Annotated in this window: 13 protein-coding genes; 8 read left to right on the forward strand and 5 right to left on the reverse strand. The window is 66.1% G+C overall.

From position 1 onward, the window contains the following. Positions 1-43 precede the first annotated feature (43 nt). Positions 44-1,606, forward strand: a complete 1,563-nt coding sequence (locus G6N25_RS10760) for a phytoene desaturase family protein (protein WP_083077631.1) — start codon at positions 44-46, stop codon at positions 1,604-1,606. Positions 1,607-1,739: 133 nt separating this feature from the next. On the opposite strand, the gene G6N25_RS10765 is transcribed toward G6N25_RS10760, so the two are convergent. After that, positions 1,740-2,084, reverse strand: coding sequence for a hypothetical protein (locus G6N25_RS10765; RefSeq protein ID WP_083075916.1), 345 nt, complete (start codon positions 2,082-2,084; stop codon positions 1,740-1,742). Then, positions 2,081-3,655: an MBL fold metallo-hydrolase gene (locus G6N25_RS10770; RefSeq protein WP_083075918.1), complete on the reverse strand. Its 1,575-nt coding sequence runs from the start codon at positions 3,653-3,655 to the stop codon at positions 2,081-2,083. The genes G6N25_RS10765 and G6N25_RS10770 overlap by 4 nt, the downstream gene beginning before the upstream one ends. A gap of 159 nt (positions 3,656-3,814) precedes the next feature. Between G6N25_RS10770 and G6N25_RS10775 the strand changes: the two genes are divergently transcribed. From G6N25_RS10775 to G6N25_RS10795, 6 genes are all read left to right on the forward strand, one after another. Then, complete coding sequence (locus G6N25_RS10775) at positions 3,815-4,585, forward strand: lysophospholipid acyltransferase family protein (RefSeq protein WP_163672425.1); 771 nt, start codon at positions 3,815-3,817, stop codon at positions 4,583-4,585. Between the two features lie 4 nt (positions 4,586-4,589). Further along, positions 4,590-5,357, forward strand: coding sequence for a lysophospholipid acyltransferase family protein (locus tag G6N25_RS10780; protein ID WP_083075921.1), 768 nt, complete (start codon positions 4,590-4,592; stop codon positions 5,355-5,357). A 14-nt stretch (positions 5,358-5,371) separates the two neighbouring features. Next, positions 5,372-6,157, forward strand: a complete 786-nt coding sequence (locus tag G6N25_RS10785; protein ID WP_083075923.1) for a lysophospholipid acyltransferase family protein — start codon at positions 5,372-5,374, stop codon at positions 6,155-6,157. A gap of 36 nt (positions 6,158-6,193) precedes the next feature. Then, positions 6,194-7,009, forward strand: coding sequence for a Cof-type HAD-IIB family hydrolase (locus G6N25_RS10790; RefSeq protein WP_083075925.1), 816 nt, complete (start codon positions 6,194-6,196; stop codon positions 7,007-7,009). A gap of 20 nt (positions 7,010-7,029) precedes the next feature. Next, a complete protein-coding gene (locus tag G6N25_RS24170; RefSeq protein ID WP_264055964.1) occupies positions 7,030-7,161 on the forward strand; it encodes a hypothetical protein in 132 nt (43 codons plus the stop codon). A gap of 764 nt (positions 7,162-7,925) precedes the next feature. After that, positions 7,926-9,104, forward strand: a complete 1,179-nt coding sequence (locus G6N25_RS10795) for a hypothetical protein (RefSeq protein WP_142272790.1) — start codon at positions 7,926-7,928, stop codon at positions 9,102-9,104. A gap of 204 nt (positions 9,105-9,308) precedes the next feature. Here the strand turns inward: G6N25_RS10795 and G6N25_RS10800 are convergent, their stop codons facing one another. Next, the gene (locus tag G6N25_RS10800) at positions 9,309-10,820 is read right to left on the reverse strand and encodes a PE family protein (protein WP_083075928.1); all 1,512 of its coding nucleotides are present in this window, start codon (positions 10,818-10,820) and stop codon (positions 9,309-9,311) included. A 113-nt stretch (positions 10,821-10,933) separates the two neighbouring features. After that, positions 10,934-12,604 carry an LGFP repeat-containing protein gene (locus tag G6N25_RS10805; protein ID WP_179961662.1) on the reverse strand — a complete coding sequence of 557 codons (1,671 nt, stop codon included), beginning with the start codon at positions 12,602-12,604 and terminating at the stop codon, positions 10,934-10,936. A 35-nt stretch (positions 12,605-12,639) separates the two neighbouring features. Here G6N25_RS10805 and G6N25_RS24175 point away from each other — a divergent pair, with 35 nt between their 5' ends. Then, positions 12,640-12,765 carry a hypothetical protein gene (locus tag G6N25_RS24175; RefSeq protein WP_264055965.1) on the forward strand — a complete coding sequence of 42 codons (126 nt, stop codon included), beginning with the start codon at positions 12,640-12,642 and terminating at the stop codon, positions 12,763-12,765. 187 nt (positions 12,766-12,952) lie between these two features. On the opposite strand, the gene G6N25_RS10810 is transcribed toward G6N25_RS24175, so the two are convergent. Then, positions 12,953-13,858, reverse strand: coding sequence for a PirG (locus G6N25_RS10810; RefSeq protein WP_179961663.1), 906 nt, complete (start codon positions 13,856-13,858; stop codon positions 12,953-12,955). Positions 13,859-13,952 lie beyond the last annotated feature (94 nt).

The raw sequence follows: 13,952 nt of genomic DNA on the forward strand, positions 1-13,952 counted from the left end.
AAACTTTGGGTACATGCCAGCCTGCATTCGTGGAGGTCTGGAGATGACCGGGTTTGACGCGATCGTTATCGGCGCGGGCCACAACGGGCTGGCCGCCGCGGTGCTGCTGCAGAAGGCGGGGCTGCGGACCGTGTGCCTGGACGCCAAGCTCTACGCCGGTGGAATGGCTTCCACGGTAGAGCTTTTCGACGGCTACCGGTTCGAGATCGCCGGGTCGGTGCAGTTCCCGACGTCGTCGGTCGTCGTCGAGGCGCTCGGCCTGGACACCCTGCCGACGATCGACCTGGACGTGATGTCGGTGGCGCTGCGTGGCGTGGGTGACGATCCGCTGGTCCAGTACAGCGACCCGATCAAGTTGTTCACCCACCTCAACGAGGTGCACGGGGCGGACGCCGTCAACGGGATGGCGGGGCTGATGGCCTGGAGCCAGGCGCCGACCCGGGCGCTGGGCCGGTTCGAAGCCGGGACGCCGCCCAAGACCTTCGACGAGATGTATGCCTGCGCCACAAACGAATTCGAACGCTCGGCCATCGACGACATGCTGTTCGGTTCGGTCACCGACGTGCTGGACCGCTACCTTCCGGACCGCGAAAAGCACGGCGCGTTGCGCGGCTCGATGACCGTGCTGGCCGTCAACACGCTCTATCGCGGGCCGGCCACGCCCGGCAGCGCGGCCGCGCTCGCCTTCGGGCTGGGCGTTCCCGACGGGGACACCATGCAGATGAAGAAGCTGCGCGGCGGCATCGGGGCGCTCACGGCGCATCTGTGCGAGCTGCTGGAAAGCCACGGCGGTGAGGTGCGGCTGCGGACCAAGGTCACCGAGATCCTGGTCGCCGACGGCCGGGTGACTGGCGTGCGCACCGAGGCGGGGGACACGCTGACCGCGCCGATCGTCGTCTCCGGGATCGCGCCCGACGCCACGCTCAACGAGCTAATCGACCCGGCCGCTTTGCCCGCGGATATCCGGGAACGTTATGCCCGCATCGACCACCGCGGCAGCTACCTGCAGATGCACTTCGCGCTGGACGAGGCCCCCAGCTTTGCCGCGCCCTACGAGGCGCTCAACGACCCGGCCATGCAGGCGTCGATCGGCCTGTTCTGCACGCCGGAGGAAGTCCAGCGGCAGTGGGAGGACTGCCGGCGCGGGATCGTTCCGGCCGACCCGACGGTGGTGTTGCAGATCCCGTCGCAGAACGACCCGGATCTGGCCCCCGAGGGCAAGCACGCCGCGTCGGCGTTCGCGCTGTGGTTCCCGATCGAGGGCGGGGCCGACTATGGCCAAACGAAGGTCGAGATGGGGCAGCGGGTGATCGACAAGATCACCCGGCTCGCACCGAATTTCGAGCGCAGCATCATCCGGCACACCACGTTCACGCCCAAGCACATGGGTGTGATGTTCGGGGCGCCCGGTGGCGACTACTGCCATGGGCTGTTGAACCCCGACCAGATCGGCCCGAACCGGCCGGGCCCGAAAGGGTTCGTCGGCCAGCCGATCCCGATCGGCGGGTTGTACCTGGGCAGCGCGGGCTGCCACGGCGGGCCGGGGATCACCTTTATTCCCGGCTACAACGCGGGCCACGCGGCACTGACCGATATGGGCCGCTAGCCATACCGCCGAACGTGAACTGAGGGCGAGTTTTTCGCGATTTTTCAACCCTGACGTCACGCTCGGCGAGGGGAAGGGGCAGGGTGCGCGAGGGGAAGGGGCAGGGCGGGCGAGGGGAAGCGACAGGCGAAAACTAGCCGCGCCGGCTCAGCAGCTCGTCCAGCACGGCAAGGAACTCCTCCGGGCGCGCCGGCGTGAAGGCGGGACGCAGCCGGTGTCCCGGCACGTCCAACGTGATCAGCGTCGCCTTGAACGGGCGTTGCACGTCCAGGGGAAGCCAGCGGTGGAAGTCGGAGCTGCCCCAGATGCGGAACCGCTGCATGAACAGGCCCAACGCCTCGGCTTTGTATCCGCGGATCGTGTCCAGGGCGATGACCTTCGATGTGCCGGAAGGAAAGTGGTAGCGGCGCAAGGTGATCGCCGCCTGATCCAGTTGAACCAGGCCGTCATCGTAGGACGGGCCGTAGGTCGCGTTCATTTCCGTGAGCTTCGCAGCTGGTGGCCCCGAGCGGTCAGGCAGTGGCCATCGTCCAATCGCCACTGCCACCCGTGCAGGTTACAGGTCAACGTGTTCCCCTCCACCACACCGAATCTCGACAGGTCGGCCTTGAGGTGGGGGCAACGACGCTGAATCTCCCAGCCGTCCAGCGTGATCGACGCCGAGTCGTCGTGGGTCTCGGCGAACCACCCGTCGGCGTAGGCGATCCGTTCGTCGGTCAGGCACTTGAAGAACGTGTACAGGTATTCGTTGTAACCGCCCACCCGCCAGGCCGTGAAGCGGGTGGACAAGAAGATGGTGTTGACCCAGTCCGGTTCGCGATCGCGCAGGACGGTGCGGACCAGCTCCGGCGCTATGGCGAAGCCGTAGCGGACCTTCTCGTCGGGAATCCGTTCGCGCACAGCACGTTTCGGGAAGTCTAAGATCACCTTCTCGGGACCGATGACGAGCTCGACGGGGGAGCCGATGCCGTCGCAGATCTCGTCGCTTTGCAGCATGATCGGCTCGAACAGCGCGCGGAGTTGTTCCAGCAGTGGCTCGCCGGCGGCCGGGGCCCAGCTGGCCCGCTCGGCGGCCAGGACGGGCGCCATCCGGTCGGCGTAGTCGGCGATGTAGGCCGCCTTGCCGGTGGTGAAGATGGCCTCGACGCCCCCGCAAGCGGGGGGTGCCCCCAGGTCGGCCGGCAGCGGATGGGTCAGCGAATTCAACGCCGCGCCAGTGAAGTCCGCAACCGATCCAGGGACCATCAGCAGGCCGCGATCGTGCCCGTGCGTGCGCATCTGATCCAGGAACACCATCTGGTCGGGAAAGATGTTGGCCGGGTCGCCGCGGTCGTCGTTGAGGTGGCGCAACTCGGGGTCCAAAAAGCACGGCGGCCCCGCCGACGGCACCACCCAGGTCGCCCCGACCTGGGCGATGTACTGACGGGCGCGGTCCATCTGCCGTTGCCGTTTCTGGATGCCGAACGACTCTTTGGCGCGGGCCGGCATGTCGTAGACCATCGGGTACCAGATCGCCCCGGAGTACTGCAGCAGATGCACATCCACGTGGCCGAACTCGGCCGCCAGCACGTCCAGGTCGACCGGCCGGGCGTCGTTCATGTTGAAAAGCGTTGTCGTGCCGTCGGAAACGACCAGTGCGGAATCGCCGATCGGGCCGTCGGCCGGGGCCCGAAGGGCGATGATCATGAAGTCGAGGTCGCCCTTGGGTCCGCTGACCCGGTGCTTGACCGAGTCGGTGGTCTCAAGGAAACGATGGAAGCCTATCTTCTGCAACGCATTTCGCAGGTCTGGCACCGGAAAGTCGGGCAGCAGCACCACCGCGTCCTTGTTGACGTGCTCGGCCAGGTTCCTCGCGTCGAAGTGGTCCTTGTGCAGGTGGGAGACGTACAGGTAGTCGCAGTCACCCAACTTGTCCCAGTCGAGCGCGCTGTTGTCCGGGAAGGGGAACCAGGACGCGAAGTAGGCGGGATTGACCCAGGGGTCGCACAGGATGTTGCCCGCGTGGGTCTGGATCAGAAATCCGGCGTGGCCTACGCTCGTGACCTGCACAAATGCCTTTCGCTGAGGACATGGGGCCCGTTGACGGCTAACGGCTTGTCAGCCCCCGAGCTTAGCGCGAGGCCGCATCTTCGGCCTCGGCAAGGACGCGGGCCGCCTCTTTTCGGCACTTGAGGCGGCTCACGGTCGAGGGCATTAGGCTGAATGGCTGTGGAACCGGCATACGGGACTGCCATTCAGCTCGCCCGCTTGATTTGGCGCATACAGGGTCTCAAGATCACGGTCGAGGGCGTCGAAAACCTACCGAAAACCGGTGGCGCCGTCATCGCCATCAACCACACCGGCTACCTGGACTTCACCTTCGCGGGTTTGCCCGCCTACCAGCAGGGCCTTGGTCGCAAGGTGCGGTTCATGGCCAAGCAGGAGGTGTTCGACCACAAGATCACCGGGCCGATCATGCGCAGCCTGCGGCATATCCCCGTCGATCGGCAAGACGGGGCCGCGTCATACGAAGCCGCCGTCAGGAACCTGAAGGACGGCGAGCTCGTCGGCGTCTACCCCGAAGCCACGATCAGCCGCAGCTTCGAGATCAAGGAGTTCAAGTCCGGGGCCGCCCGGATGGCCGTCGAGGCCGGGGTGCCGATCGTCCCGCTCATCGTCTGGGGCGCGCAGCGAATCTGGACCAAGGGCCACCGCAAGAAGCTGTTGCGGCCGAAGGTCCCGATCATCGTGCTCGTCGGCGAACCGATCGAACCGACGCTGGCCATCGAGGAATTGAAGGGGCTGTTGCACTCGCGGATGCAGCATTTGCTGGAGCGAGCCCAGGAACACTATGGACCGCATCCGGCCGGCGAGTTCTGGGTGCCGCGCCGGCTGGGCGGCGGTGCCCCGTCGTTAGCTGAAGCGGCTCGCATGGACGCCGAGGAGGCGGCCGCGCGGGCGGCCCGCCGCGCCCAGGCCACCGGGGCGGCGGAGCAGTAAACCGATGGCGGAGCCAACCTTTCGCGCTCTCGAGGTCCTGGCCCAGCTGGCGGTTGCGGCGACCGGCAGCCGCATCACTTATAACGGCGAGGAGAACATCCCCGACCGGGGCGGGGCCGTGATCGCGATCAACCACACCGGCTACGTCGACTTCCTGCCCGCCGCGTTGGCCGTGCATCGCCAACGCCGTCGGCTTAGGTTCATGATCAAGGCCGAGATGCAAAAGGTGAAAGTGGTCAACTTCCTGATCAGGCACACCCGCACGATTCCGGTGGACCGTGGCGCCGGGGCGGATGCCTACGCGGTGGCCGTGGCGCGGCTGCGCGAGGGAGAGCTGGTCGGGGTCTACCCTGAGGCCACAATCAGCCGCAGCTTCGAGCTCAAGGAATTCAAAACGGGGGCGGCCCGGATGGCGATCGACGCCAACGTCCCGATCGTGCCGCTCATCGTCTGGGGCGCGCAGCGGATCTGGACCAAGGACCATCCGCGACACATAGGCCGCCACAAAATGCCGATCACCGTGCAGGTGGGCGTGCCGTTAAAGGCCGACGAAGACATCGCCCGCACCAATGCCGCGCTGCGTGAATCGATGACCGCGCTGCTGCACCGGGCGCAGGAGCGGTATCCGCATCCGGCCGGCGCCTACTGGGTGCCGCGCCGGCTCGGCGGCGGCGCCCCGACGTTGACCGAGGCGGCCCAGATAGAGGCCGACGAGGCCGCGGCGCGGTCGGCGCGAAAGGCCGCTCACCGTACCCCGCATCGGTCGCGATAGGGGAGGGAGAAGGAATGGCAGAGCCGTTTTACCGGTTGGGGGAGTGGATCGTTCCGCCGGTCGTCGCGATGCAGGGAACCAAGTTCACGTTTCGCGGCCTGGAGAACATTCCCGCGCGGGGCGGGGCCATCCTTGCCCAGAACCACACCAGCTACCTCGACTGGCTCCCGCCGCTGTTCGCCGTGCGGGAGCGCGGCCGGCGCATGTACTTCATGATCAAGGCCGAAATGGCCGACGTGAAGGCCGTCAACTATGTGATCAAGCACGCCCGGCTGATTCCGGTGGACCGCAGGTCGGGACACGACGCTTTCGAGGTGGCGGTGGAGCGCCTGCGTGCGGGTGAACTCATCGGGATGCATCCCGAGGCCACGATCAGCCGCAGCTACGAGCTCAGGGAGTTCAGGACCGGGGCCGCGAGGATGGCGCTGGAGGCGCAGGTGCCGATAGTTCCGATGATCGTCTGGGGTGCCCACCGGATTTGGCCCAAGGATCGCCCAAAGAAGGTGTTCCGCAACAAGGTTCCGGTCACCGTGGCCGCCGGCCCGCCGCTTCCGCCGCAGGGCACGGCCGAGGAACTCAACGCCGTGCTGCGGCAAGCGATGAATGAGTTGCTGTACCGGGTGCAGGAGGACTATCCGCATCCCGAGGGCGAGCTCTGGGTGCCGCGACGGCTGGGTGGCGCCGCACCGACCCAGGAAGATTCTCGGGCAATCCGTTTGGCCGAATTGCAGGAGCGGCTGGAAAAGTACGGCAGCGACGGGGTGACGCGGCCCGGGCACAACCAATCCGGATTGCATTGACGACTGCACAGGGCGGATCGTCTCAAGGACCCCGAAGTGAATAAGCCGGCGCTCATCGCCTGTGACGTCGACGGCACGTTGTTCGACGAAAACGAAACCATCAGCCCGCGAACCCGCGACGCGGTGCGTGCCGCGGTGGCCGCCGGTGCGCATTTCGTCGTGGCAACCGGCCGCCCGCCGCGCTGGATACGTCCCGTCGTCGAGGCGCTGGGGTTCGCCCCAATTGCGGTGTGCGCCAACGGCGCCGTCGTCTACGACCCCGAGAACGATCGGGTGCTGTCCACCCGCACCCTGCCCGTCGACACCCTGGCCGAGCTGGCCGAACTCGCGACCCGCGTCATCCCGGGCGCGGGGCTGGCCGTCGAGCGGATCGGCGAGCGCGCTCATGACACCGCCACCCCCCAGTTCATCAGCTCGCCGGGCTACGAGCATGCATGGCTCAACCCGGACAACACCGAGGTCTCGATCGACGACCTGCTCAGCGCGCCGGCGATCAAGCTGCTGATCCGCAAGACCGGGGCCCGCAGCGCCGACATGGCCGCCGAGTTGGCCAAGCACGTCGGTATCGAGGGCGACATCACCTATTCCACCAACAACGGGCTGGTGGAGATCGTGCCGCTGGGCATCAGCAAGGCCAGCGGCGTCGAAGAGATCGCCAGGCCGCTGGGCATCGCCAGCGACGAGGTTGCGGCGTTCGGCGACATGCCCAACGACATCCCGATGTTGGCGTGGGCCGGTCATGGCGTGGCGATGGGAAATGCGCACCCCGACGTGCGGGCCGTCGCCGACGAGGTCACCACGCCCAACAGCGACGATGGTGTGGGACGGGTGCTGGAACGCTGGTGGTGTTAGCTCGGCCTGCGGGGTCGTTGGTGAGTGCCGCGGGTGTTGAGTGGGGGCGTTCGGCGGCGATGCAGCGGGCGCGGGTGATGGCCCGTAGCGGCACCATCGCGGTGCTGCTGGCCGTACCGGGAAGGTACTTCAGGCCGTGGGGTTTTCGGTGAGCGTGGGTAGATGACTTTAGGCAACTGCCAGCTGGCAATCTTCCTTGTTTCGAGGACCTGCTGGTAAACGGCATCATATCCGTTAGATGGCGAACTCTCCTCGCCCGTTCGATAGTTTAATTTGAAACTACCTATCGGTAGCTAAGGCGCCTCCCGCCCTTGGTAACCAAAATCTGATCGAGATAGGCGTCTGCCAGGTCATATATCGAAGAAGCAATGTTTGCTGTGGTAACTCGCAAACGAAGGGCGTGTCACCGGCGGATCGCGGTCGTTCGGCCTCGTTAGGCGCAAACCTGAAAAGGCGAGTCGGGCGACTGGCGGCGCCGCCTCACCTCGCTCGGGGCCGTCGCCGGGACCTCCTGCCTCATGGCTGAGGTAGCGCGTGCGTCTCGGTGATTGCCCATTCGGCGGCCGAGTCAAGAATATGCAGCGCGGGCCTGGTGAACGGGTGCTCATTCGGCTCAGCCGCACACCACTTGAGGTACGTACCGCGCGCCCCTGAGGTAGGAGTCGACGGTGTAGGGCACTTTGCGGTCGGCCTGCATCACTAACTGCCAACAGGGCATGAGGGCCACCACGTCGATGGTTTAGCGGCCGGCGGCAAGAATTTCCAAAATGAATAATAATTTCAGGTTTGTCTCGGGCGGATCTTTGCTGCAAATGCATATCACCGCAGTTAATTGCCCATCTTATTGCGCGATCTGCTCAACATAACTTCCCGGTACGTTCACTTTGTCGTTATTCAAAACACGAAGGAGATGATCGTGGACCTCGCAGCCCGCCCTCACGTCACCGCTGGCATCGCCATGGCCAGCGCGGCTGTCATCGCCGCAGGCCCCACGGCCCAGCACCTACCCGATTTTCATGTAGCCCAACACCTGCCCACGGTGAGCGTGTCGGACATCAATCTCACCGACGCCGCCAGCGGCATGATGGACCTCTTCGGCGGTGTGGAGAACGAGCTGGCCTCCCTCGCCAGCGGAGGAGCTGGCGGAGCAGCCGCGGCCGCAGTCCCCGGCCTCCTCGACGGTGTGGTCAACCCGTTCCAAACCTGGCTCAACATCATCCCCGAATCGATCGCAAACCTCCAAAAGTTAAACACCCTATGGAGCAAGGATCCTTTCCCGGTGTTGCAGCAGGTAGGTGCTAACTGGCTGGAGTACGGAACAGAGTATGTCAATGCTTGGCAAACTTCTGCGAATGCTGCCACAAGCTTCTACTTTGGCAACGCAAGCACCAGTTTTATTCCGCAGATGCTCAAGGGCGTTGCGGATCTCCAAGCGGGCAAGATCACAACAGCAGAACCGCTCATACTCGACGCACTTTTTAGTACCCCGCTCCGGAACATCGGGCAACCGCTCGAGAACATCCTTTTCATCCCGGCCCAGATGGCGACAAATTTTGGCAAATTCGTCAACAGCGCCGCAACGTACGTTCCTCTTGGCCTCGTCCTAACCGGCGTCCTCGGCCTTGTCCAAGGGGTGGGGAAGACGCTTGGCACCAGCATTCAAGCCGCTTATAACGCCTGGAACGCCGGAGAAACGTTGGGTGCGGTCACCAACCTGCTCGACATCCCCGGCCAGCTGACAAGCAGCCTCCTCAACGGCCCGACGGGTACTGCCGGGCTGGTCGGCGGCTTCTTGTCGACCGGCATCTATCAGATCATCCTTCAGGATTTGCAGATATCGATCGTCACGCCCGGCGCCCAGGACATCTTTCATGGCGGCAGCCTTGTGGCGGGGTTGCAGGGCCTGACGAATACGTTGACCAATGGATGGCCGAACCTGGCCGCCAGTCTGGGCACCCTTGGGCCCCAGTTGACGTCGATCCTGCAGGGCGTCCCGGCGGCTTTGGCCAATGTCCCGTCCTATCTGGCGGGCATGGCGGGATCGTTGGCAAGCCACCTGGGGACATTGCTCATGCAGCTCCTCAAGCTGCTCTGAATCCGCTGGGGGTCGCCGATGCGAGCGGGTGACCACTGACGGCGATGGCCCCCTTCCCAGGAAGGGGGCCATCGTTATGTACGCCCAGCATGGGCATTCGCTACGAGGTGTGAGTCTTCCCCACGAGGTCACCACTCCCAACACCGACGACGGTGTGGAGCGGACGCTGGAAACGCTGGTGTTTAGGCCTGCGACGCGAGCCCGCTACCCCGGGGGCGTGATGGCGTCGGCGAGCTGCTGAGGCAGGAAGTTGATCAGCAAGGGTGCGAGTCCCATGAACGGCGTGCCGAAGACCGTCACGGGGAAAGACTGCACCCCAAGCGAACTCAGGTCCAGCGTAGCCGTAATCGGGTGGGGCGGAACGAGAATCCCGTCGAAAGGCAGGTGCAGGATGATCTGGGCGGTAAAGCTCGGGAAAGGATATGGAAGATTCACCGGCACCGGCATCGTCATATCCACGAGGACATTGCTGTTGAGGAAGCCGTTCGCCATGACGGCTGGAGCGTCGGCGAGCGCCCCGAGCGCCGCCACGCCGTTGCCGGCCAACAGGGCCTGCTGAATCGCCGTCGCGCTGGTCGCGAGACCGTTGAGGGTCGCGATCGGCGCGCCCGCGGCGGCGTAGGTGAGCACCAGCGGCAACCCGAAGAAGGCGCTGAGCGATCCGGTCTGCGGGGCCAGCAACGGAACCATAACTGTCGCAACGATGTTCGGCAGCGTCAGCGTGTTGAGAACGTTGGTGAAATTCTGCGACACCTGCCTGAGGATGGACGGGGGCATCAGGTTGGTGAGGTACTGCGCCTCTTGCCCGGGGATATTCATGATGTTGAACAGATCACCCAGCGGGCCAAGCAATTTGGGGATCGTCGTGACCACTGCCGTGGTACCCACCAGACCACCCGTCACGTTGCTGGTGTCGAGCCCGGTGACCAAGAGATTCGCGAAGGCCTGCGCCACATCGTTGACCGCGCCGTTGTAATCGCCCGCCATGACCGCGTGAAAGGCCATCTGGAGCCCCGCGTGGAAAGCGGGCAGCCCGGCCACGAGGCTGGTGACCGCGTTGTTCAGCGACGAGGCGAATGCCTGGGCGAAGCCGATCTGTGTGGCGATGAACTGCTGCACGTAATACGCCGCGTTGAAGGCCAGAAGCTCCTGGACGCCGGCCCGGATGGCCGTGGGCAGGTTCGCCACGTTGGCGGGGAGGTTTTGGATGGCGCTCGCGAGCGCCGTGGCGACCTGCCGCCAATAGCCCTGCTGGTTGACGATGAACTGGCGCAGGAACGGCAACGGGTCGCCGGCCCAGGCGCCGTAGAGGGCTTGCAGGTTGGCGGCCGTGTTGGCAAAGAGCTGCTGGTACGCGCCGCCCGGGACGGCGGCGGCGGCGGCAACCCCGCTCAGGACCGTGTGGGCCGGCGCGTTCAGCAGGCCCTGCTCGGCGTTGGCGATTTCGGTGCTGACATACGCCGCCGCCCCGCCGTTCAACAGGGTCACGAACTCGTCGTGAAACGCCGCCGCCTGGGCGGTGACGGCGTGAAATTCCTGGCCGTACGCGCCGAACAGCCGGGAGATCGCGACGGACACCTCATCGGCGGCCGCGGCCGCGACGCCGGTCGTGGGACCCGCGGCCGCCGCGGTCGCCTCGCCGAGGGCCGACCCGATACCTGCCAGGTTCGCGGCGGCGGCCGTGACCAACTCCGGCGTTGTGACCACGAATGACACGGCCGTCTCCCCTCGACTCGATCGGTGCAAGCCCGTGATTGTCCGGCACGTCGAGCGTACTGTGGGCAAACCCGCATCAGGTCCGAAACGGGACGTTCAGCCCGCAAAACCGTCTAGGTGGCGGCCGGGTGAGACGGTAGCGAGAAGTGCTCGGGGGGCACCGTTGGGCCGCTCGGGGATTGCGTCGACAGCGGCGTCGTGATGCCGTCGACGACCTCGGTGACGTTTCCGGTGAGCCGTTCGTAGTTCAGCACTCCGTGCTGAAAGTTCTGCGTAATCTGCAGCGGCTCTTGTATTTCCGCGCTGGTCGGCAGCCCCAGTGGACCCCGCTCGTAGCTGAGCGAGGCCCAGGCGTCGTAAATCGCGCCGGTGATCGGCTGCGGGCCCGTCTCGGGCGACCAGTACATCGCGCCCTTGACGAAAGTGGCATAGCGGGCATCACCTTCCGCGCTGTCTTCCGGCGAGGTGGGTGAGCCCAGGACGCTGTTCACGCCGCCGATCGCCAGCCAGTGGTCGTAGATGGCGCCGCCCTGCAGCGCCTTGATCAACTCCTCGGGCGGATCGTTGAAATGCGAGGCGATGTCGCGGATTTCGTCCATCAGGGCGTAAGCCGCATTGCCCGGGCAGTCGGTGTTTCCGACGTCGCGGTGGGTGAAGATGGTGGGCAGGTTCGCGATGGCGCCGGCCGGAAAGGTGGTGTAGTGGCTGCCGGCGGACTCCAATGCCACCGTGCCCTTGGGGTCGACGCCATCCATGCCCAGCCGCCAGCCGAGCAGCCGGCCCACGGCTCGCAGCTGGAGCGGCGTCGGCGGCACGTCGTCGAAGTTGCCGATCATCGCCACACCCCAGGTGTTGCGGTTGAATCCGCCGGTATGAAAGGCCTCGACGGCCTTGGTGAGCCCCCCGGCGCTGCCCTCGAATACCTGGCCGTATTTGTCGACCAGCGCGTTGTAGGCGATGTCGCACCAACCCAGGGTTTTGCTGTGGTAGGTGTAGATCGCCTTGACGATCCCGGCCGATTCGAGCGGGGAGTAATCGTTGCTGCCCGCGGTGTGGTGGATGACCGCCGCGCGAATCCCGTTGTCGTACTGGGGAGTACCGCATCGCAGCGACTCGTCGGCGCCCCACTCCGCTCGGCTGATGATGCTGGGCGGCTGGCCGGGCATCATGACCCCGGCCGGCGGCGTCCAGTGCGTCCTGGCCGGCGCTTGCGGCGGGGAGATCAGGATCGCGGAGATGTTCTGCGCGTAGGGCTGTTCCTTGGATGCCGGCCGGTACCCCAAGTCGTTGTTCGCCCGGTCGCCCGGTGGGGCGGGAGGCTGTGTCACCGCCGCATCGATCGGGCGGGTAACCGCGATCTGAACGGTCCTGGTGGTGCCCACGAACACCGGATCCGTGCTGCGGGGCCCCTCGAGCGAGCCGGCCGCCCGGGCCGATCCCTCGGTGCCCGCCCGGCCGCTGTCGGGCGCGGCGGTTTCATACTCGGTCTGATACCACGGTCCCCACGACCCGTCGGTGCGCTTCGCGCGCACCCGGGTGGACGTGCCGGCGAGGTCGCCGGTGAGCGCCACCAACGAAAACGGTGTGTCCTGAGTGAGTTCGCGGACCGTGACGCCGCCGCCGAGCCCGATCAGAGGCTGCTCGGCGAGTTGGGTGGCGTCGCGGGTCGGCGGCGGGTCGGGCGCGCCGCGGTCGCGTGTCGCGTGGCCGACCCACGAGACGATGACGACGGTCGCCGCGATGGCGGTGAGCAACGTCGTGGGCGCACGCCTGCGGGACGACACCAGCCGATGTTACTTGTGTTTCTAATGTTATTTGTGTGACGACACGAAAGGTGCGCGCGGAAGTCCTCGAAGGCCTGTTTGACGGCACCGCAGAGATGAAGTTGCTGGGCGGGTTGCTGGTGTCCCGGGCCCGTGCCAGGCTCTGCGGTGCCGTCAGGTGACAGGTTTCTCTCGCTCTAGTGGTCTCGCTCGTAAGTTCGTCGCGGTCTGTTCGCTGAGGCGCCGAGACTGCGGTGGGAGCGACGCTGAGCGCTTAAACGCGATCTGAGCGCAGTCTCGATGCCACCCACGCAGACTCGGTGCCGGCGACCTCTGGCAACAACCCCGACGAACTAACGGGCAAGACCACTAGTGAGGCAGTGGCAGGGCACCGGCCGCGGCTGGCGCGGCACCTGCGGCGGCCGGCAGGGCACCGGCGACACCCGGCAGGGCAGCGGCGGCACCCGGCAGCGCGGCCGCGGCCGGTCCACCCGCGGCGTTCTGCTGAGCACTCTGCGCGATGGCGGGCATCACCAAGCCCTTGATCAGGTCGATCGCTTGGTTGGCGCCCAGCTGGTTGGCGGCCTGCATCAAGTCGTTGACGAGCCCGCCGGAGCCGCCACCGCTGCCCGAGCCGGCCGGCGAACCGCCCAGCGTCGACGGGTCACCGAGGATCGGGTAGGTGCCGTCGGCGCCCGGGTCCAATCCGGTCGGTGCGCTGATCGGCACTTCGCTGGGACCGCCCAGGCCGGGCGCGACTCCAGCCGGGCTGGTCAGCCCGGGGTTGAGTCCCGCGCCCGGAGTCGTCGGCATCGCGCCGGGCGCGCCGACCCCGGGTGTCGTAGGCGGCAGCCCCGGGTTGGAGAGGCTGGGGCTGGTGAGACCGGTCGTCAGGCCCGGGGTGAGGCCGGGGCTGGTCAAGCCTGGGCTGGCCAAGCTTGGGCTGGTCAAGCCCGGACTGGTCAAACCTGGGCTGGTCAAGCCCGGGCTGGTCAAACCCGGGCTGGTCAAACCCGAAGTGCCGGTACCAGTCCCGCTCAAAGCGGGCACTGGCGGCAGGTTGATCCCGAACTGCGACAGTCCCTGGGACAACGCGCCTATCAGCTCGCCGGGCAGGTCGCTCATGACCGCCGCCCGCTTGAACTCGTGATGCTCGGGCGGCTTGCTGCCGGTGGTCGATTCGTAAACAAGGAAGTATGCGCAAGGACTCGCCACTGCCAGGGCGGCGACCGCGCTCATGGCTGTCGAAAGCTTGCGTCGGCGTCGGTTCGGCACGGAAGTCTCCTCAGATCTGGACAACTAATTCGGAACTGCGGTTGTGTCGGCGTGCCCTGCCCGTCGTATCCGGCGTGAAGCACACAGAGTCGAT

Source organism: Mycobacterium heidelbergense (genome assembly GCF_010730745.1).
GTDB lineage: Bacteria > Actinomycetota > Actinomycetes > Mycobacteriales > Mycobacteriaceae > Mycobacterium > Mycobacterium heidelbergense.

Excerpts from the sequence above, each read along its gene's own strand:
- G6N25_RS10760 (WP_083077631.1), top strand. The coding sequence starts at position 44 with ATGACCGGGTTTGACGCGATCGTTATCGGCGCGGGCCACAACGGGCTG.
- G6N25_RS10765 (WP_083075916.1), bottom strand. The coding sequence starts at position 2,084 with ATGAACGCGACCTACGGCCCGTCCTACGATGACGGCCTGGTTCAACTG.
- G6N25_RS10780 (WP_083075921.1), top strand. The coding sequence starts at position 4,590 with ATGGCGGAGCCAACCTTTCGCGCTCTCGAGGTCCTGGCCCAGCTGGCG.
- G6N25_RS10785 (WP_083075923.1), top strand. The coding sequence starts at position 5,372 with ATGGCAGAGCCGTTTTACCGGTTGGGGGAGTGGATCGTTCCGCCGGTC.